General features: G+C 67.6%; 8 protein-coding genes. 6 read left to right on the top strand and 2 right to left on the bottom strand.

Annotated elements, in window-relative coordinates; all coding sequences use genetic code 11:
• Positions 1-74: 74 nt before the first annotated feature.
• Positions 75-5,255 (top strand): SDR family NAD(P)-dependent oxidoreductase, encoded by a 5,181-nt coding sequence (locus ACIA48_RS26625; protein ID WP_396738738.1) that lies wholly within the window; start codon positions 75-77, stop codon positions 5,253-5,255.
• A gap of 12 nt (positions 5,256-5,267) precedes the next feature.
• Here the strand turns inward: ACIA48_RS26625 and ACIA48_RS26620 are convergent, their stop codons facing one another.
• Positions 5,268-6,920 carry a (2,3-dihydroxybenzoyl)adenylate synthase gene (locus ACIA48_RS26620; protein ID WP_396738737.1) on the bottom strand — a complete coding sequence of 551 codons (1,653 nt, stop codon included), beginning with the start codon at positions 6,918-6,920 and terminating at the stop codon, positions 5,268-5,270.
• A 101-nt stretch (positions 6,921-7,021) separates the two neighbouring features.
• Between ACIA48_RS26620 and ACIA48_RS26615 the strand changes: the two genes are divergently transcribed.
• Complete coding sequence (locus ACIA48_RS26615) at positions 7,022-10,501, top strand: amino acid adenylation domain-containing protein (RefSeq protein WP_396738735.1); 3,480 nt, start codon at positions 7,022-7,024, stop codon at positions 10,499-10,501.
• Positions 10,502-10,575: 74 nt separating this feature from the next.
• On the opposite strand, the gene ACIA48_RS26610 is transcribed toward ACIA48_RS26615, so the two are convergent.
• The gene (locus ACIA48_RS26610) at positions 10,576-11,436 is read right to left on the bottom strand and encodes an LLM class F420-dependent oxidoreductase (RefSeq protein WP_396738733.1); all 861 of its coding nucleotides are present in this window, start codon (positions 11,434-11,436) and stop codon (positions 10,576-10,578) included.
• A 328-nt stretch (positions 11,437-11,764) separates the two neighbouring features.
• Here ACIA48_RS26610 and ACIA48_RS26605 point away from each other — a divergent pair, with 328 nt between their 5' ends.
• Genes ACIA48_RS26605 through ACIA48_RS26590 form a run of 4 tightly spaced genes read left to right on the top strand, consistent with a single transcriptional unit; the run spans position 11,765 to position 21,923 of the window.
• Entirely contained in the window at positions 11,765-12,511 is a 747-nt protein-coding gene (locus ACIA48_RS26605) for a thioesterase II family protein (RefSeq protein ID WP_396738731.1), read from the top strand.
• Positions 12,501-13,805: a polyketide synthase gene (locus tag ACIA48_RS26600; protein WP_396738730.1), complete on the top strand. Its 1,305-nt coding sequence runs from the start codon at positions 12,501-12,503 to the stop codon at positions 13,803-13,805. Before ACIA48_RS26605 ends, ACIA48_RS26600 begins: the two co-directional genes overlap by 11 nt.
• Positions 13,805-16,780, top strand: coding sequence for a mycobactin polyketide synthase MbtD (mbtD, locus tag ACIA48_RS26595; RefSeq protein ID WP_396738728.1), 2,976 nt, complete (start codon positions 13,805-13,807; stop codon positions 16,778-16,780). Before ACIA48_RS26600 ends, mbtD begins: the two co-directional genes overlap by 1 nt.
• Complete coding sequence (locus ACIA48_RS26590; RefSeq protein ID WP_396738726.1) at positions 16,773-21,923, top strand: amino acid adenylation domain-containing protein; 5,151 nt, start codon at positions 16,773-16,775, stop codon at positions 21,921-21,923. Before mbtD ends, ACIA48_RS26590 begins: the two co-directional genes overlap by 8 nt.
• Positions 21,924-21,947: the final 24 nt, after the last annotated feature.

Below are 21,947 nucleotides of genomic sequence, written 5' to 3'. Positions count from 1 at the left end.
TGCCAGGATAGCCACCATGCGGGGTTTGTTAGGCAAGGCTAGCCAGACTTCGAAGCGCCTGGGGCTTCGTTGACATGGCCGCCATCCCAGAGCCCATCGCAATCGTCGGCATCGGCTGCCGACTGGCAGGCAGCATCAACGACCCGGCGCAATTCTGGACGTTCCTGACCGAAGGTCGAAGTGACGTCCGAGAGGTGCCGGAGGAGCGCTGGGAGCCGTACCTGCGCCGGGACCCGCGCAACGCCGCGGTGCTCAAGGAGACCACGCGCTGGGGCACCTTCCTCGACGACCTGGCTGGATTCGACGCCGAGTTCTTCGGGGTGTCCCCGCGCGAAGCGGAACTGATGGATCCCCAGCAGCGACTGGCCCTCGAAGTGAGCTGGGAGGCGCTCGAACACGCGGGTGTGCAGCCGCGAACCCTGGCGGGCAGCGACACCGCTGTCCTCATGGGCGTCAACTCCGACGACTACGGCAAGCTGATCATGGAGGACCTGCCGGGCATCGAAGCCTGGACCGGGATCGGCACGTCCCTGTGCGGAATCGCCAACCGCGTGTCACATCTGCTCGACCTGCGAGGGCCGAGCGTCGCACTCGACGCCGCGTGCGCCGCGTCGCTGGTGGCGGTGCACCAGGCCTGCCAGATGCTGCGATCCGGTGAGACGTCGCTGGCCCTAGCCGGAGGTGTCAGCGCGCTGATCGGCCCGGGACTGACCCGGGTCCTCGACGAGGCTGGGGCCACGGCGCCCGACGGTCGCTGCAAGACGTTCGATGCCAGCGCCGACGGCTACGGGCGCGGCGAGGGCGCGGCCGTGGTCGTGCTCAAACGGCTTGCCGACGCGGTTCGCGACGGTGATCGGGTGCTGGCCCTCGTACGTGGCGGCGCGATCGCACAGGACGGCCGCACGGTCGGCATCATGTCGCCCAACGGCGACGCCCAGGCCGACATGTTCGCGCGGGCATGCGAATCGGCCGGTGTGCCACCCGCGAGCGTCGACTTCGTCGAGGCGCACGGAACCGGTACGCCGACAGGCGATCCCACGGAAGTCAGGGCGCTGGCGTCCGTCTACGGGGTCGATCGCCCCGCGGATGCGCTGTGCCGCATCGGATCGGTGAAGCCGAACGTCGGTCACCTCGAGGGTGGCGCGGGCGTGGTCGGCCTCGTCAAGGCGGCGCTGGCCCTGCACCACGAGGCCATCCCGCCGACTGCCGGCGTGAAAACTCTTACCCCCGCGGTTGATTGGGCGAGCAGCGGCCTACGGGTGCCGACGACGGTCGAACCGTGGGCACGCACCGTCGGCGTACCGCGCCGCGCCGCGGTGTGCAGCTACGGCTACGGCGGCACGATCGCGCACATTCTGTTGGAGGAAGCGCCCTTAACCGAGACCGCGCCCGCCGCTGAGATTTCCGCCGCGCCGACGGTCGTTCCGGTCTCTGCGCGCTCGTCGGCCCGACTGCGGGCCCAGGCGCGCGCGCTGGCCGACCACCTGCGTGCCGGCGACGACACACTCGATCGAGTCGCGGCCACGGCATGGACGCGCCGCACACACGAATCATCAAGGGCCGCAGTGGTGGCCGACGATATCGACGGTCTGGTGGCCGGGCTGGACTCTCTCGCTGGCGAGGACCCCGATCCGCTGGTCGTCACCGGCAGTGCGCTGGCAACCGAGGGCGCCGTCTGGGTGTTCTCCGGCCACGGATCGCACTGGGCCGGTATGGGGCAGCAGCTGCTCGACCGTGAACCTGCGTTCGGCGCGGTCATCGACGCGATCGATCCGGTGTTCCGCAAGGAGCTGGGATTCTGCGCGCGGAATGCTTTGCGCACCGGCGAGCTCGGCGGTACAGACCGGGTGCAGGCGTTGACATTTGCGATGCAGGTGGGCCTCGCCGCAGTGCTGCGCGAAAGGGGAGTGACCCCCGCGGCGGTGATCGGGCATTCGGTCGGCGAGGTCGCCGCGTGTGTGACGGCAGGTGTGTTCGACCTGACGGTGGGCGCCGCGGTGGCGTGCTACCGGGCGCGTGGATTCCAGTCGGTGATGGGCAGCGGCGCCATGGCGCTGGTTCGTCTGCCGTTTTCCGAAGCCGAGCGACGACTCGAGGAGCATCCCGATGTGGTGGCGGCGATCAGCGCGTCACCCGCATCGACCGTGGTGTCCGGCACCGTCAGCGCCGTCGAGCAGATCTGCCAGGTCTGGACCGACGACGGCGTGATGATCCGCCGGGTAAACACCGACGTGGCTTTTCACAGTCCGGTGATGGATGCGCTCACCGCCGAACTCGGCCGGCTCACCGGCCAGCTGCCGCCGTCCCGTCCCGCCGAAATACCTTTGTACACAACGGCACTGACCGACCCGCGGTCGACGGCGCCTCGCGACCAGAACTACTGGGTGGCCAACCTGCGTGATCGGGTGCGCTTCGCGGAGGCGGTGACGGCCGCGGCCGAGGACGGCCATCGCCTGTTCTTGGAAGTTTCCGCGCATCCAGTCGTCGCGCATTCGATCGTCGAGACCTTGACGCACGCGGGGATCGACGAGCACGCGGTCGTGCCGGTGCTGCGTCGCGACCGTCCGGAGTTGCAGTCGGTGGCCACGGCGGTCGGTGCGCTGTACTGCCACGGTGTCCCCGTGAGGCACGGTATCGGCGCCTCCGCGCCGTGGGCCGACTCGCTACCAGTCACGCAGTGGCAGCACCGCCGCTTCTGGCGCACGCCGACGCCGCCGCCCGGTGGCCGCGGAGTTCATGACGTCGACACCCACACCCTGCTCGGCGGGCGGATGGACGTGACCGGCGCGGTCCCATCCACCGTGTGGCAGACGCGGCTGGACATGGACAGTCGGCCGTACCCGGGCAACCACCCCGTGCAGAACACAGAAATCGTGCCTGCCGCAGTCATTTTGAACACTTTCCTTGGCGCGGTGGCCAACCTGAACACTCGCGCTGACCGGTCGGGAACCGATCTCGTGGATGTCCGATTGCGGACGCCCGTGGCGCCCAGCCGGGCCCGCGATGTGCAGGTGGTGCTGCAGGACCGCGGCCTGACCCTTTCGACGCGACTGGTTGACGACGACGATACGACCGACGACGGCGGGTGGCTGACCCACAGCAGCGCGGTCGCCGCGGCCGACGACGACATCGAGGACCTGCTCAGGCAGGTGCTCGACGAGTCCGCCGCGCAACAGCGGTGCACAGAGTCTCTTCCGGCGGACCATGTCGTGAAAACCCTGGCGACGCTGGGCGTGGCGGCGATGGGGTTCGGTTGGGAGATCGTCGACATGCGCCGCGGCGACGGCGAGCTGATCGCGCGGGTCGCCGCCGACGGCGAGCGGACCGAGCCCGCAACGTGGGCGTCGCTGCTCGATGCGGCGACGTCCGCGGCCTCCACCATCTTCGACGGACCACCGCGACTGCGGATGCCCGCCCGAATCGAGCGCGTGCAGGTGTACGGCCGTCCGCCCGCGGTGGCGGTGCTGCACGTGCGACGACGGCCCGGAACCACCACGACGGACGTGGTGATCGCTGAGGAGTCGGGCGCTGTGCACGTATCTCTGACCGGGATGTCGTTCGAGGAGCTCGAAAACCCTGCGGGTAGCGATCTCTCGCGGATGCTGCATCACGTCACGTGGCATTCGGTCCCGTGGGGACCGGACGACCGGCCATCCGCGGTGTTTGTCGTCGGCGGTGACGCCGACACCCGGCGCTTCGTCACCCGCGACCTCGCCGCCGCCGACGTACCGTACGCGGCATACGCCGAACCGGCCGAGATCGACACGGCTGCCACGGAACTGGATCGCGACGCCGTGGTGCTGGTGCTGCCACGCGCGCATGACACGCCGCAGAAGTCGGTCGAGGTCGTGATGCAGACGTTGCGGCACCTCCTGGATCGCGGTGCTAAGGCCCGCGTGTGGGTGCTCACCCAGCGGGTGCACGAAGGCGGCAATGTTGTGCACGCGCCGCTCTGGGGGCTGGCCAGAGTCGCTGCCGCCGAGCATCCCAAGATCTTCGGAGGGGTCCTCGACATCGGTGACGCGAACCTGCCTGTCGGCGCACTCGCATCGCTACGTGGTCATCCCGTCGTCGTGATCCGCGACGGCGAGGCCACGTCCGCGCGGTTGGCATTCGCCGGTCGGGGGACGGGTGCACCGATGCAGTGTTCGGCTGGCGGTACATACCTGATCACCGGCGGCACAGGCGTTCTCGGCCTGCGGATGGCGCAGCGGCTCGCCGACATCGGTGCTCGACGCATCGTCCTGCTGTCTCGCTCGGGCATGCTGGACCGCGCCGAGTGGCGGGATGCGGCGGAATCCGAGCTGATTCGCACCGTGGCCGCGCTCGAGGAGCGCGGCGTATCAGTCCACATCATGCCGCTCGACATCGCCGCGCACGACGCCGCTGAGACGCTACGCGTCGCTCTGCGGTACCTGCCGCCGGTACGGGGTGTCATCCACGCCGCAGGCGTGGAAGCCGGTGCGCTGCTGGTCAACACGAGCGCCGAAGATTTCGAAACGGCCATGCACCCCAAGGTCGACGGCACCTTGACGCTGCATGAGGTGTTTCCACCGGAGCAACTGGACTGGATGGTGCTGTTCTCGTCGTGCGGTTACCTCGCGGGCTTCCCCGGACAGGGTGCGTACGCGTGTGCGAACTCCTTCCTCGACGTCATGGCCCGTCACCGCCGTGGCCTCGGCGACCGCACCGTCAGCATCGCCTGGACCGCGTGGCGAGGCTTGGGCATGGGCTCGACGTCCGGTTTCGTCGCGGCTCAGCTCGACGCGCTGGGCATGGGTACCATCGGCGCTGACGAGGCGGTCCGAGCGCTCGACCTGGCGATGCGTGGCGACCAACCGAATGTCGTTGTGCTGCCTGTGCTCCCGGCGGCGACAGCGGTCCCAATGCTCGCCGACGTCGCGCCCGTGGAGGAGGACGAGTCGGCGCCGGCAGAGTCGGCGCTGGGCAGCTTCGTCGGAGACGACGGCGAGCCCGACCCGCAGCGGGTGGTCGAGTGTGTCGTCGCTGCCGTATCGGCGCAGATCGGACTGCCGGAGAACGACGTAAACGCCGGACTGCCGCTGGTCGAGATCGGCGTCGACTCGATCATGACCGTCGGGCTGTTGCGTCAGCTCGAGAAGCAGACCGGCTTGTCCCTGCCGCCGACGCTGCTGTGGGAGTACCCCACGGCCGCAGCGGTGTCGGAGCGAATCACCGAGCTGCTCGCCTCACCGGAGACCGCGCAGGAGTCCCGCGAGGTACCGGTCTCCTGACCATCGAGTGCGTCAGGACGACGCGAGCTGCGCGACGACCTTCTTTTTGTCGACCTTGCCGACCGCGGTCTTGGGCAGCGTCGACATCGGCGCGAGCACGTCGGGGCGCGAGTGCGAGGACACGCCCCGCTCGTCGAGGAACTGGTTCAATTCGGCGAGTGTGATTGCAGGACCGCTGAAGACGACTGCAGCGCAAATCTTTTCGCCCAGGTAGTCGTCGGGCAGGGCGACCGCGGCTGCGGTGTAGATCGCCGGATGTGCGAACAGGTGCTCTTCCAGATCGGATGCCGACACGGTCTCTCCGCCGCGGTGGATGACATCCTTGATGCGCCCGGTGACCTCGACGTAACCCGCTCTCGGGCCGTCGTCGAAGATCCGCACGCGATCCCCGGAGCGGTAGAAGCCGTCGGGGCTGAATGACCGAGCGTTCGCCTCGTCGGCACGGTAGTAGCCGTTGAGGGTGTATGGGCCGCGCACCAACAGCTCACCCTCTTCGCCCGGGGCGACCTCGGCGCCCGCCTCGTCGACGACGCGCATCTCGTCCAGTGGCGACATCGGTTTGCCCTGGGTGTTGACCACGACGTCGATGGGATCGCCGATGCGGGTGAAATTGAGCATTCCCTCTGCCATGCCGAAGATCTGGGACAGGCCGGGGGTCAACCCGTCAAGAATGTAGCGCGCCTCCTCGGGCGTCATCCGTGAGCCGCCCACCTGAACCGCGCGCAGCGACGTCGGCAGCACGGGTTCCCATTCACACGCTTGGGTCCACACCTTGGCGAGCGCGTTGACGAGGCCGGTGACGGTGATCTTGTGCTGGTCGATGAGGGCGAACGCCGATTCGGGGCTGGGGTCGGCGGTGAATACCGTCGTGGCGCCGACGGTCATGGAGCCCAGCAGGCCCGGGCAGCCGAGCGGAAAGTTGTGTCCCGCCGGTAGCGCGACCAGATACACGTCCTCGCCGGTCATTTCGTACGCCTGCGCACACGCCGTCGCGTTGTAGACGTAGTCGTCGTGGGTACGGGCGATCAGCTTGGGTAGACCTGTCGTGCCGCCCGAGACGAGCAGCAGTGCGGGCGTACTCGGGTCGACCGGCGCCCGCTCGCGCATCGGACCGTCGAAATCGGCGAGCTCCGACCATGATTGGAAGGGGCCGGGATCGCCGTCCACGAACACCCGACTCAGCCGCGGATTGTCGTTCACGAGAGCCTGCGCCAGATCCCGGTAGTCGAAACCGGCGACCCGGTCTGCGACGACGAGTCCGACCGCACCGCTCACGTCGGCGAAATGACTGAGCTCCGCGTAGCGGTGACCCGGCAGGCACATCACCGGGACAGCGCCCGCGCGCAGCAGGCCGAACAACGCGACGGCGAACTGCGCCGAGTTCGGCAGCTGCAGCATCACCCGGTCGCCGGCGGCGATACCGCGGTCGGCCAGAGCGGACGCGATGCGGTCGGCGCGCGTGTCCAGTTCGGCGAACGTGTAGGTCACGTCCGGGTCGATCACCGCGGCGCGGTCCGGCCACGTCGCGGCGGCGTCGCTGAGGATGGAGTCCAGGCTGCGGCCCGTCCAGTAACCGGCGCTGCGGTACTCCTGGGCACGGTCGGCCGGGAACGGCACAAAACCCGTCGTCAGGTCGCTCTGTTGGGGGTCTAAACCGGTGCTCATGAGTGGGTGTGACCCCTCCGGGTAGGCGTGTTCGGTGCCTCGAATATAAGGTAGCCTCGCCGGGTTAGTTAGGGCAGCCTGTACTAATTTGGAGGGACAGCGTGGGTGTTGCGGGTGGCGCGACAGAGAACAATGGTGCCGCCGTCCGCACCGTCCGTGAGGAAGTGGCCGAACTGCTCGGCGTGCCGGCCGACGAGGTAGACCCCGACGCCGACCTCATCGCCTCCGGTCTGGACTCGATCCGCATGATGTCGCTGTCGGGTCGCTGGCGTAAGCAGGGGATCCCGGTCAACTTCGCCGCGCTGGCGGAGAACCCGACGGTGGCGGCATGGTCGGCGCTGGTCGCACAGCACTCCGGCGGAGAGGAATCCGCCGCACCCGAATCGGTGGATCTTGGCGACGACGACGATGGTGTCTTCCCGTTGGCGCCCATGCAGCACGCGATGTGGCTGGGCCGCAACGACGATCAACAACTCGGTGGCGTCGCCGCACACCTCTATGTGGAATTCGACGGTGCCGACGTCGATCCGAACCGCCTGCGCGAGGCGGCAGCGAAACTGGTTGCGCGCCACCCGATGTTGCGGGTGGAGATCCTGCCCGACGGTACCCAGCGGATCGGTGAGCGCGGCCTTCCCGTCACGGTCTACGACCTGCGCGAGCTGGACGCCGACGCGGCCGAGGAGCGGCTGGAAACCATTCGGCAGCAGAAGTCGCATCAACTGCTGAACGGTGATGTGCTCGAGCTGAGCCTGTCGCTGCGCCCGGACGGGCGCACACGGTTGCACGTCGACATGGACATGAACGCCGCCGACGCGGTGAGCTATCGCAAGTTCATGGCCGATCTCGCGGTGTTCTACCGCGGCGGGGAACTGCCAGAACTGGGCTACACCTACCGCCGGTACCGGGCCGCGCTGGCGGCCGTCGATCCGGGACCTTCGGACGAGGACAAACAGTGGTGGGCCGAACGCATGCCCGAGCTGCCCGAATCGCCTGCGCTGCCGCTGGTTCCGCCCGCCGAACAGGCCGACCCTCAGAGCAGCGTCCGGCTCTGGCACATCTTTGACGTCGAGACGCGTGACGCGCTCTTCGCGGCCGCGCACCGGCGCGGCTTCACGCCTGCGATGGCCGTGGGGGCGTCGTACTCGAATGCGTTGGCGCGCTGGTCGAGTGGCTCGCGGTTCCTACTCAACCTGCCGATGTTCGGTAGGGAACCGTTCCACCCCGACGTTGAAAAATTGGTCGGCTGCTTCACCTCGTCGCTGATGCTCGACATCGACCTGACGCGCACCACCACACCGGCGGAGCGGACTCGCGCCGTGCAGGAAACGTTGCACAACACCGCTCGTCACTCGAGCTACTCCGGCCTGTCCGTGCTGCGCGACTTGGGGCGCCACCGCGGCAACCAGGTGCTCGCGCCGATCGTGTACACCAGCGCGCTCGGGCTCGGCGATCTGTTCGCCGGAGAGGTCACCGATCTGTTCGGCGCCCCGGTGTGGACGATTTCGCAGGGCCCGCAGGTGCTCATCGATGCGCAGGCGACGCCGCTGGCCACCGGTCTGATGATCAACTGGGACGTTCGCGTGGATGCCTTCCGTCCCGGTGTCGCCGACGCGATGTTCGCCTACCACCTGGCCGAGTTGACGAGGCTGGCCATGGATGACGCGGCATGGGACGCAACCGATCCGCCCGCCGTGCCCGAGGCGCAACGCGCCGTCCGTGCGGCGGTGAACAGCATGACGGCACCGCCGAGCGGTGAGACCATCCACGACGGGTTCTTCCGCAATGCGCTGGCCACACCCGACGCGCCGGCAGTGTTCAGCGACGACGGCGACCTGACCTACGGCGAGCTGCGTACCCGGGCGCTTGCGGTCGCGGAAGCGTTGCGCGGCAGCGGGGTTCGGCCCGGCGATTTGGTGGCGTTGATCGGTCCCAAGTGCGCCGAGCAGATCCCAGCGCTGCTCGGCATCCTGGCTGCCGGCGCGGCCTACCTACCGATCGGCGCCGACCAGCCCGCTGACCGGACCGCCCGGATCCTCGAATCCAGCGGTGTCGCGGCCCTGCTGTTGTGCGGAGGCGCCGATCCGGTCGAGACCACCGTGCCGGTCATCACCGCGTCGACGGCGATGCAGGGCTCCGCCGACGCGGAACCCACGCCGGTCGAACCGCACGACCTGGCCTACGTGCTGTTCACGTCGGGGTCGACGGGCGAGCCCAAGGGTGTAGAGCTAACCCACGACGCGGTGATGAATACCGTCGAATTCGTCAACGGTCGTTACAAACTCGGCCCGTCGGACCGGAGCCTGGCACTGGCCTCGCTCGAGGCCGACATGTCGGTGCTGGAGATCTTCGCGATTTTGCGGGCCGGGGGTGCCGTCGTCGTCGTGGACGAGGCGCAGCGTCGGGACCCCGACGTGTGGGCGAACCTGATCCAAAAGCATTCGGTGACGTTCCTGAACTGGATGCCCGGCTGGCTGGACATGCTGCTCAAGGTCGGCGGCAGGCGGATGGCGACCCTGCGCGTGGTGCTCCTCGGCGGCGACTGGGTGCGGCCCGAACTCATTCGGGGACTTCGTAAGTCAGCGCCGGCAGCGCGGGCGGCGGGCCTCGGCGGTGCGACCGAAACCGCCGTGCACGGCACGATTTGCGAGGTCGACGACCCGCCCGCACACTGGACATCGATTCCCTACGGCACGCCGTTCCCGAACAACGCATGCCGGGTGGCGGCAGCTGACGGTTCAGATTGCCCGGACTGGGTGCCGGGCGAGTTGTGGTTCTCGGGACGAGGCATCGCCCGCGGCTATCGCGGGCGGCCGGATCTGACGGCCGAGAAGTTCGTCGAACACGACGGCCGAACCTGGTATCGGACAGGCGATCTCGTCCGCTATCAACCGGACGGAACCCTGGAGTTCGTCGGCCGCATCGACCATCGGATCAAGATAAGTGGCTACCGCATCGAACTCGGTGAGGTCGAAGCGGCGCTCAAGCGCATACCGCACATCGACGCGGCGGTGGCCGCCGTCATCCCGGGCGAACCTGATGTGCTGGCGGCGCTGGTGCGCACCGATGACCCAGGCCTGGATTCGCATGCCGTCGCGGCCGCGTTGACCGAGCTCGTTCCCGCGCACATGATTCCGAAGATCATCGTGGTCAGTGACCGGATCCCGTTCACCGTGAACGGCAAGCTCGACCGTAAAGCCGCCGCCCGGCTCTTGGCTGAAGCCGAACTGCCCGCCGCTGACATCTATCGGCCAGCATCCACACCGCTGGAAGCCGCGATCGTGGCTATCGTCGGCGATGTTCTGAACGTGCCCGGCGACAAGATCGGCGTCGATGACGACTTCTTCTCCCTCGGTGGCGATTCCGTGCTGGCCACCCAGGTGGTCGCCCGGGTTCGGGATTGGCTTGACACGCCCACGGTGCTTGTCACCGATATGTTCGCGGCGCGATGTGTGGCCAAATTTTCCGAGCGACTCGTCGGTCGTGAACCGGACGGCGATCGACTCAACATGGTCGCCGAGGTGTACCTGGAGGTCACCGGGATGGACAGCGCCGCAGTGATGTCCGAACTGGCGGGCGGGTAGTTCACCGCGACGAGTGGCCACTTATCGGACGCTTTCAGCGCAAAGTGTCCAATAAGTGGCCACTCGGCCCGCGGTTACTTGAGCGCGGCGGCCAGTCGACGCCACTGCTCGCGGGGGAACTCCCTGGGATCGGCGGTCAGCACTTGCACGCAGACGTGGTCGGCGCCCGCGGACAGATGCTCGTTCACCCGGCCAAGCACGGTCTCCTCGTCGCCCCACGCGATGATCGCGTCGAACAGCCGGTCGCTGACCGACGTCACATCCTCCTGGGTGAAGCCGGAGCGCAGGAGGTTGTTGGCGTAGTTCGGCAGGGCCAGATACGAACGCAGCCAATCGGTTCCAAGCGAGCGCGCCTCGTCCCTGTCCTCAGTCAGTAGCACCGTTTGCTCGGGAAGCAGCAGCGGGCCCTCGCCGAGATGCTCGCGGGCATAGCGCGTGTGATCCGGCGTCACCAGATATGGATGCGCGCCACGGGACCGCGTCGCGGATAGTTCGAGCATCTTCGGGCCGAGCGCGGCGAGCACCCGGTTGGCCACCGGTACCGGGTTATCGGTCGCATCGATGGCATCGAGGTACGCGCGCGTCGCAGCGAGCGGCTTCTTGTATAGGCCCGGTTCTTTGGAGTCGATGAGCGGAGCGTGGCTCACTCCGATGCCCAGCAGGAAGCGTTCACCGTGTTTGGCGGTCAGCTCGGCATACGCCGTCGCCACATCCGCGGGCTCATGCATCCACAGGTTCAGGATTCCGGTGGCGATCACGACGCTCTTGGTCGCCCCCAGCAGCTGGCTCACCGAATCGAGCACCGGTCCGCCGACATCGGGGATCCACAGCGCGGTGAATCCGAGCTCCTCAAGATCGGCCGCGGCCTCGGCGGCCTCCCCGGCGTCGCCGTAGCGCAACTGTGAACTCCACACTCCGACACCGGCCAGATCCATGCGCTATTCCTTTCCGGGGCAACTAGCCACTCACGCTACCGTCGGCGCCCGGCAGAAGACTTCTGGGCCCCCGGACCTATGTGCACCACGTCTGCCCAGCTGGCGGGCCGTCCGGACATACGCGCACGTGGGCTAGCTCACCTGCTCACACCCCGGATGTATGGGTGTTCGACAACCTCAATTAGGGTAACCTCACAAACTTAGGACAGCCTGCGCTAATTCATCCTGGGAGGGGTTTTGTGCGTTATCGCTGCGATGCCGCAGGCCGCTCACAGGCTCACTCAGAAAGACCTACGGAACCCCCGCCGAGACCATCGCCGACCTGCCGATGATTGACGAACAGAGCCAACTGACCTTCCAGCCCTGGATCAAGCGGTCCCTGGGACGGGCAAGCGACGGCGCGACCGTCGTATTTCCCCACGCCGGTGGCGCCGCCGCGGCATACCGAAGCTTCGCCGCGGCGCTGGCCACCGAGGGCGCCGACGTCTACGTCGTGCAGTACCCACAGCGAGCGGACCGGCTGACCCACCCCGCCCCCGAAACCGTCGAGGAGCTGGCCGCACAGCTGTTCGACGCCGGCGACTGGGCCCAACTCGGACCGCTGAAACTGTTCGGCCATTGCATGGGCGCGGTGATCGCCTTCGAGTTCGCGCGCGTCGCCGAAGCCAAGGGTGCGGACCTGAGCAGCCTCTGGGTGTCGGCGAGCCAGGCGCCGTTCACGATCGCAACGTCGCCGCGCCTTCCCACCGCCGACGCCGAGGTGATCGCGAACATGGTCGACCTCGGCGGCACCGATGAGCGGCTGCTCGCCGACGAAGACTTCGTCGATCTGCTCGTTCGGGCTGTGCGCGCGGATTATCTGGCATTCAACCGCTACGCGTGTGGGAGCGACGTTCAACTGCGCGCCGACATCCACACCATCGGCGGCCGTGGGGACCACCGGATAAGCGAGGAGATGCTGCGTCAGTGGACGACCCACGCCGGCGGAGCTTTCACGCTGTCGCTCTTCGATGGCGGGCACTTCTACATCAACGACCACATCGACGCTGTCGCGGAGTTGGTCAATGAGGTCTGACGATGCGGACCCCATCGTCATCTCCGGGATGGCGATCGAGGCGCCTGGCGGCATCGATACCGCCGACGCCTACTGGTCGTTGCTGTCCGAGCGACGCGAAGGGCTGATCCCCTTCCCGCGGGACCGCGGCTGGTCGGTCGGCAAGGTTCTCGACGGATCACACCGCGACGGGTTCAAGCCGATTCACGATCTCGGCGGATTCCTCTCCGGTGGGGCGACTTTCGACGCCGAATTCTTCGGTATCTCGCCGCGCGAGGCCGTTGCGATGGACCCGCAGCAGCGGGTCGCTTTGCGCGTCGCGTGGCGTGCGCTCGAGAACACCGGAATCAACCCCGACGACCTCGCCGGTCACGATGTGGGCTGCTATGTCGGGGCATCGACGATGGGCTACGGCCCCGATCTTGCCGAATTCACCAACCTCACAGGCCATTTGATGGCCGGTACCGCCCTGGGTCCGGTTTCCGGGCGGATCGCCTACACGCTCGGCCTGACCGGGCCGGCGATGACCATCGACACCTCATGCTCCTCGACGCTGAGTGCAATTCACCTCGGCGCACAGGCGATTCGGTCTGGGGACTGCGACATGGTGCTCGCCGGTGGGGTCTGCGTGATGGGCTCACCGGGTTTCTTCGTCGAGTTCTCCAAACAGCATGCGCTCTCCGACGACGGCCACTGCCGTCCCTACAGCGCGCACGCGAGCGGCACCGTATGGGCCGAGGGTGCGGCGATGTTCGTGTTGCAGCGACGTTCCGGGGCAGTGCGCGACGGCCACCACATACTCGGCGAGTTGCGAGCGACGTGCCTGAACCAGGACGGCCGCTCCGTCGGTCTGACGGCACCAAGCGGCGAGGCGCAGGCGCGGCTTTTCCAACGTGCGCTCGACCAGGCCGGCGTGCGTCCCGAAGACGTCGGCATGGTCGAAGGTCACGGCACCGCAACCCGACTCGGCGACCGCACTGAACTCATCTCACTGGCACAGACATACGGCGCCACCGAACCGGGCCGCGGCGCCCTACTGGGATCGGTGAAGTCGAACATCGGCCACACCCAGGCGGCGGCGGGCGGGCTCGGCCTGGCCAAGGTGCTCATCGCCGCCGCGCGCGCCGCCGTGCCTGCGAGCCTCCATACGGACGAGGCGAGCCGTGAAATCGATTGGCAAAAACAGGGTTTACGCCTGGCCACCGAACTCACACCATGGCCCGCGACGGACGGTCATCGTCTGGCCGCGGTGACGGCGTTCGGAATGAGCGGTACCAACGCGCACGTGATCGTCTCCATGCCGGAGGCCGCCTGATGCCCGCCAACGGATTTCCCGACGGGCGCTTGCCTGTAGTGCTCACCGCACACGCCGAGGAACTTCTTGCCGCCGACGCGGAAGCGATCATGCGGTACCTGCACCGCAGCACCGACGTGTCGGCGGTTGCAGGCACGTTGTTGCGGACGCGGAGGCTGCGTAGGCATCGAGCCGTCGTGCGCGCGGGGAGCATCGCCGAATTGACCGAAGGCTTGCAGGCCATCAGCGCAGGAACCGAACACCCGATGGTGGCAAGATCATCGGAAACAGGCACCGGGAAAACAGCTTTCGTGTTCCCCGGACAGGGCAACCAATGGCCGTCGATGGGCACCGACGCTTACGATCGATCGCCGGTGTACCGCGCGCACGCCGATGAATGTGCAAAGGCCTTCGTCGCCGCCGGCCAACCGTCGCCGTTGACGTACCTGACCGCGCAGGCCGATGACGGTGACTGGTCGCAAGTCGAGATCCAGGGAGCACAATTCATTCACGCCGTGGCATTGGCGCATGTCTGGCAATCCTGCGGCGTGGTGCCCGATATCACGGTGGGTCACAGTCTGGGAGAAGTCGCAGCGGCCTACATCGCCGGACGTACGGCGCTTGCAGATGCGGTCACTGTCGTCGTCGCGCGCGCGAGGGCGGTCGATCGCCTGCACGGCGACTACCGCATGGCGGCGCTGGGGATTTCGGTCGAGGACGCCGAGCGACTGCTCACCACCGTCGACGGCTGGCTCGAGGTGTCGGCGGTCAATTCGCAATCGGCGGTCGTGGTTTCGGGTCAGCTGGACGCCGTCACGGCGCTGGTGGCCGCCGCGTCGACTCAGGGTCTGTTTGCCCGCGAACTCGACGTGAACTATCCAGGCCACACCAGCGCGCTGGAAGCGCTGCACGACGATCTGTCGGCACTGTTGCCGAGCGGTCAGTTCAACGACGCACCAGTGCAATTCATCGGATCGGCGACCGGCGAAGCCGTACCGGCGGGGACCGGTTACGCCCACTACTGGTATCGCAATCTGCGCGATACTGTGCGTTTCGACCGCGCCATCGACGCCGCACGCAGACACGGCGCCACCCGGTTCGTCGAACTGTCGGCGCACGCATCGCTGTTGTTCGCGCTGGAAGATCTGACCGGCGACGGGCCTGAGCCTTCGCTCATCGTCGGATCGGGACGACGCGACGAACCTCTCGTCGACACCCTGTCGGCCGGCATCGCCGTCGTTGGGGTCACCGGCCCGGCTTTCGGTTGGGCCGATTTGGTCGACAAGAACATTCCCGTGCTGCAGGGCTTTCCCAACGCGCCGATGCGTGACGTTCACGTGTGGGCCGAGCCCCAACCGCTTGCGCCGGTGTTCGGGTTGACCGTCTCGAGCGAGAAGTGGGAACAGAGAACCGAATCCGCCAAGGCAGGCGGGATAAAGCGCATCGCGGTCGTCGACCTCGCGGGTCCCGGAAGTGCGCTCTCGGCGCAACTGAGGACCGCCATCGAGCGGCATGGCGACGCGGAACCGGCCGAACCGGGTGAGGCCGATTTGATTCTCGCGATCGCCCCGCTGCTCGACCATCCCGATGCCGAGGTGGCCGCACAACAGATCGGCCGACTGGTGGGTGGCGGCCTCTTCGACTACGCCGACGCCGGGGGAGCGAACGGTTGCGACGTGTGCCTGGTGACTGTCGGCGGCGAACACGTACGGCTCGACGAACCCGTGGCGCTTCCGGCGCAGGCCGCTTTGGCGGCGATGCAGCGCAGCATCGGATTCGAGCATCCCGATCATGCCTTCCGCCATCTCGATCTGCCGTCTTGGGAGATCGACGACGCCACCGCGTCGGCCGTCATCGACGCCGCACGCAGCCATGTGCACGAAGGAGCGGTCCGCGACGGTGCTTCCGGCCCCGTCGTTTTCGTTCGCACACTGCCCGAGCCGGACGCTCCCGCTCAGGACTGGAAGCTCGATGACGGGCTCCTCGACAACATCGTCATCACCGGCGGAAGTGGGGCCGTCGGCCTTCACTTCGCGCGCTACCTCGCCGAGCACGGCGCCCGTCGCATCGTCCTGCTGAGCCGAGCGGGTGTCGACGCGGCGACCGTGGCGGAACTGGCGGGCGTCGCCAGCTTCCGCGGCATCGAGATCGTCGGCCCGCCGTGCGATCTACGCTCCGCCGAACAGGTGTCGACCGTCGCGCGTGAGCATGGCGGCGATGGTGCGTCGCTCCTGATTCACGCGGCGGGTGCCGCGACCTTCGACGACGTGAAGGGTGTCTCCGCGGAGGCGTTCGCCGATACGGTGGCCGCCAAGATCGGCGGCTTCGCGCGCATCACCGACCTGTGGCCGCTGCGTCCGGACACGCGGATTCTGGTGTGCTCGTCGGTGTCCGGGGTGTGGGGCGGTCGCGGCCACGCCGCATACTCGGCCGCCAACCGGATGCTCGACGTGATGGCCGGTCAGCTTCGCGCCAAGGGTCAGCACTGCGTCGCGCTGCGATACGGACTGTGGCGGACCGACCCCGGCCGCGGCAGCGGTATCACCGAACGTGCCGGCGTCAGCGCGATCGAACGCTCCGGCCTGCTGCCGATGACACCGGCATCCGCGGTTGCCGCCAGCCTGCGGGATTACGTCGCCGATCCGCTGATCATGACCGCCGACACCGACCGCCTGCGGAAATTCCTCGACAGCCAGACCGCCAGGGAAACCGCTGCGGTGGCGGCATCAGACATCACCCCCAACGGCGACGGCCCGGCCCGGGTCATCGCCGAAGTTGCCGCGGTGCTCAGCATCGACGCGGCGACGATCGACCAACAGACATCCCTGCTCGACCTCGGCTTGGATTCACTGCTCGCCCTCGACCTGCGCAAGCGGCTCAAGCGGGCAACCGGCGGATCGGTGCCGTTGGGCACCCTGCTCGGCGGCATCACCAGCGCCGAACTCATCGCCGCACTCGACACCCGATCAGACAAGGTGGAAACGACGCGTGACTGACATCGCCGATATCCGCGAACAACTCGATGAGCGACGGCTGGAGCTGTTGCGGCGCAGGCTCTCCGAGAAGGGCCTGAGGTCGGGCGAGCCGACGGCAGGCGATCCGGCCGACGCCGCGCTTTCCGACGGACAGCGTCGCATGTGGTTCGTTCAGATGGCCGATCCCACCGGGGCGATCCTCAATATCTGCCTGTCCTACCGCATCACCGGCGCACTGGACGTCTCGCGGCTACGCGACAGTGTGAACGCCGTCGCTGCGCGTCACGCGCTGCTGCGCACCACGTACAGCGCCGACGCCGACGGTGAGCCGCAGCCGACCGTCCACGACGATCTGACGCCAGGCTGGTCGGCTCATGACCTGTCCGAGTTGTCCGAAAACTCCCGCAGGTTGCGGCTGGAAGTTTTGGCGCAGCGGGAGTTCAGCGCAGCGTTTGACCTGAGTTCCGATTCGCCGCTGCGCCTTACGGTTGTGCGCACCGGTTCCGACGAATACGTCATGCTGCTCGTCGCGCATCACATCGCGTGGGACGACGGCTGCTGGGACGTGTTCTTCGCCGACCTCACCCGCGCGTACAGCGGTGAGCAGCTCGCCGCACCCACCCCGATTCCGGCGCCGGTCTCCGGTTCCGTCGACGGCGACCTCGACTACTGGCGCACCGTGATGGCCAACCCGCCAGAACCGCTGGAACTGCCGGGGCCCAACGGATCTGCGATCCCGACGAGCTACCGGTCGCAGCGCACCACTCTGCGACTACCCGACGCGACCGTCGATCGCGTGACCGCCGTGGCGAAGGAGTCCGGCGCGACCCCGTACATGGTGCTGCTGGCCGCGTTCGGTGTGGTGATCCACCGCTACACCCATTCCGACGATTTCCTCGTCGCCGCGCCGGTTCTCAACAGGACCGCCGACCTCGATGGCGTCATCGGCTACTACGGCAACACTGTCGCGATGCGCCTGCGCCCGCGGCGGAGCCAGACGTTCCGCGAGGCGATTACCGACGCCCGCGACACGGCAGTCGGTGCCTTCGCTCATCAGCGGGTCAACCTCGACCGGGTGGTCGCCGAGATCAATCCCGATCGCCGGCACGGTGTGGAGCGCATGACGCGCGTCAGCTTCGGAGCGCGCGGTGCCGACGGCCACGGCTTCAATCCAGCCGGAATCACCTGCGAGCGTGCGGAGTTACGAAGCCAGTTCACCCAGCTGCCGTTGGGGTTCATGGTCGAGTTCGACGGTTCGGGCATCGAGGTCGAAGCCGAATACCTGGTCGAGGTGCTCGACGCCGGGCTGGCACGACAGCTGCTGGAGCACTACGTGGTGCTGCTCGACAGTGCGCTGGCGAGCCCCGAGTCGCCGATCAGCGATCTCGACCTGATGGGGCCCGCCTACGCCGATTGGCTGCAGAAGGTCTCCGCCGGAGAGGAATTCAACACTCCAGCAACGACATTGGCAGAGTTGGTCGAGGCGCAGGTTGACCGTAGCCCCGATGCGACGGCCGTGGTGTATGAGGGGCGCCACTACACCTACCGCGAGATCAATGAGTCGGCGAACCGGTTCGCGCATTGGCTGATCGAACAGGGGATCGGTACCGAAGACCGCGTCGCGGTACTGCTCGACCGTTCTCCCGAGTTGGTGATCACCGCGCTCGGGCTGATCAAGGCCGGGGCGGTGTACCTGCCGGTCGACCCTACCTATCCAGAGGACCGGCTGAATTTCATCCTGTCCGACTCCGACCCGAAACTCGTCCTGCGCGGAGCCGTCGACGGGCTGGACGGCTACCCGGTGACGAACCCGACCGACGCCGAACGGGTGCGTCCGCTCGGACCGGAGAGCACCGCCTATCTGATCTACACATCGGGCTCCACCGGCCTGCCCAAGGGCGTGCCCGTTGTGCACCGGCCCGTCGCCGAGTACTTCGTCTGGTTCAAGGGCGACTACGGGATCGACGAGAACGAACGACTGCTGCAGGTCGCCTCACCGGGCTTCGACGTGTCGATGGGGGAGATCTTCGGCATGCTGGCATGCGGTGGGCGGCTGGTCATTCCGCGCCCCGACGGTCTGAGCGATGTCGGCTATCTCACCGACCTGCTACACGACGAGGGCATCACGTCGATGCACTTTGTGCCGTCGTTGCTCGGACTGTTCCTTTCGTTGCCCGGGGTGAACCAGTGGCGCACTCTGCAGCGGGTTCCGATTGGCGGCGAGGCGCTGCCCGGTGAGCTCGCCGACAAATTCCTCGGTACGTTCGACGCGCTGCTGCACAACTTCTACGGACCCACCGAGACGGTGATCAACGCGAGCCGCTACAAGGTGCAGGGCAAGCAGGGCACCCGGATCGTGCCGATCGGCACGCCGAAGATCAACACCCAGATGCACCTGCTCGACGACGCGCTGCAGCCCGTCCCGGCCGGTGTCATCGGCGAGATCTACATCGGCGGAACGCATGTCGCGCAGGGTTATCACCGCAGGCCGGGGCTGACCGCCGAGCGCTTCGTCGCCGACCCGTTCACAACGGGCGGCAGGCTCTACCGGTCGGGCGACCTCGCGCGCCGCAACGCCGACGGCGACATCGAGTTCGTCGGCAGGGCCGACGAGCAGGTGAAGATCCGTGGCTTCCGCATCGAACTCGGAGAGGTCGCCGCCGCGATCTCCGTCGACCCCAGCGTGGGTCAGGCGGTCGTCGTGGTCAGCGAGCTGCCGAACCTGGGCAAGAGCCTCGTCGGGTACCTCACGCCGGCCGACTCACCTTCCGGGGCTGCCGAGGACGTCGACATCGAACGCATTCGCGCCCGCGTGGCCGCGGCGCTGCCCGAGTACATGACGCCCGCGGCGTACGTGGTGATCGACGAGATCCCGATCACCGCGCACGGCAAGATCGACCGGGCCGCGCTCCCAGAACCCGACGTCGACTCTTGGGTAGGGGCCGAATATCGCGAACCCGCCGAGGGCACCGAGCGGCGCGTCGCCGGCCTGTACGCCGACCTGCTGGGCCGCGACCGGATCGGCGCCGACGATTCGTTCTTCGACCTCGGTGGTCACTCGCTGCTCGCCACGAAACTCGTTGCGGCGGTGCGATCGCAATGCAACGTGGACATCGGTGTGCGTGAGGTCTTCGAGCTCGGCACAGTCGCGAAGCTGGCCGAGCGCATCGACTCGACATCCGCGTCGGACTCGCAGCGTCCGCGGCTGGTGGCCGTTCCGCACGACGGACCGCTGCAGATGTCGGCGTCGCAGCTGCGGATGTGGTTCCAGTACCGCATCGACGGGCCCAACCCGGTCAACAACATCCCGTTCGCGGCGCGGCTCACCGGGCCGTGCGACGCCGACGCCTTCGTGGACGCGGTACGCGACGTCGTCGCCCGGCACGAGGTCCTGCGGACCACCTACCGCGAAATCGACGGTGTGCCTTATCAGATCGTTAACGACGCAGGCGCCGAACCGATCTCGGTGCGACGCGCCCGCGGTGAGGACGAGGCATGGCTGGACGCCGAACTCGGCAACGAGCGGCGACACATCTTCGATCTCGAGGGTGCGCTGCCCGTCCGCGCGGCCGTGCTGTCGACACCCGAGGCACACGTGGTGTCGCTTGTGGTCCATCACATCGCGGCGGACCACTGGTCGGCCATGGTGCTGTTCAACGACCTACTCGCGGCGTACCGGTCCCGGGTGGCCGGCGAGGCGCCGTCGTTCGCGCCGCTGAACGTGCAGTACGCGGACTACGCGGCATGGCAAGCCGCACTGTTGGCGGACACCGACGGACCCGTTGTGGCACAACGCGACTACTGGCGCGGACGACTCGAGGGCCTGCCCGAGGATCCGGGGCTGACGCCCGACCTGGAACGTCCGCCGGTGCTCAGCGGTGAGGGAGATGCCGTTGAGTTCAGCATCGACGGTGAGATCCGCACGAAGCTCGCCGAGTTCAGTCAGCAGCTGGGCGTCACCGAGTTCATGCTGCTGCAGCTGGCCGTCGCCGTCGCGCTGCACAAAGCCGGTGAGGGCAACGACATCCCGCTGGGCACCCCGGTGGCCGGCCGCACCGAGGCCGAGCTCGATCAACTGGTCGGGTTCTTCATCAACATCGTCGTATTGCGCAACGATCTGACGGGCAACCCGACGCTGCGCGAACTGCTCGGGCAGGCCCGAGACACCGCGCTGGGCGCCTACGCCCACCAGGATCTGCCGTTCGATCAGGTGGTCGACGCTGTCCGGCCGGCCCGTTCGCTGTCGCGCAACCCACTTTTCGGTGTTGTCGTGCACGTGCGTGAAGCCCTACCCGAAGGGCAGGTCGTGGAGTCGTCGGCCGACGGTGACACCGTGTTCACCGCGCTCGAGCCGCCGTTCGATGTCGCGCACGCCGACCTGTCGGTCAACTTCTTCGCCTCTGCGCAAACTGGCTCAGCCGGCGGCGACGACGGTTACCGCGGGCACGTCATCTATCGCACCGACCTGTACCGGCGCACGACCGCGCAGCGGCTGGTCCGCTGGCTCGGCCGGGTGCTCGCCGCATTCGCCGACGATCCGGATCAACGGCTGCGCGACATTCAGGTCGCCGATCGTGAAGAACGGCAACGGGTGTACGGGTTCAGCGCCGCCGCCGGGATCAGCGTGCTTGACCAATGGCGGGATCCGGTGGCGGTCGGTGTGATCGGTGACGTCTACGACCATCACGACGACGAGCAGGGCGCACACCTGCGGCCGACCGGTAAGCGGGCCCGCTGGTCCGACACCGGTGAGATCGAGTACATCGAAGCCACCACGCCGTTGACGCCGACCGGTCCGTCAGGTCCGGCAGGGCCATTCGAACCCGCCCGCACCGACACCGAACGTGCGCTCGCCGCGATGCTGACCGAGGTGCTCGAGCTTTCCGAGGTCGGTCGCAACGACGACTTCTTCAGCCTCGGTGGCGACAGCATTCTCGCCGTGCAGGTGGCGGCCAGGGCGCGCGACGCGGGGCTGGCGCTGACCGCGCGAATGGTGTTCGAGTATCCGGCGATTCACGAGCTGGCGGCCGCCGTCGACGAAAAGGGCAGTGCGCCCGAAACCGCCGATGTCCGCCACGAGCCGATGGCTGCCTCAGGGCTGTCGGCGGACGAACTGGCGGCGGTGACATCGATGTTCAATTCCTCACGCGATGGTGCGCAGTGACCCGAACCCACACCAAGACCGATG

Source organism: Mycobacterium sp. NPDC051804 (genome assembly GCF_044452905.1).
Classification (GTDB): Bacteria; Actinomycetota; Actinomycetes; order Mycobacteriales; family Mycobacteriaceae; genus Mycobacterium.
Note: the sequence above shows the minus strand (reverse complement) of the source record. Positions and strands in the feature narration are given on the sequence as shown.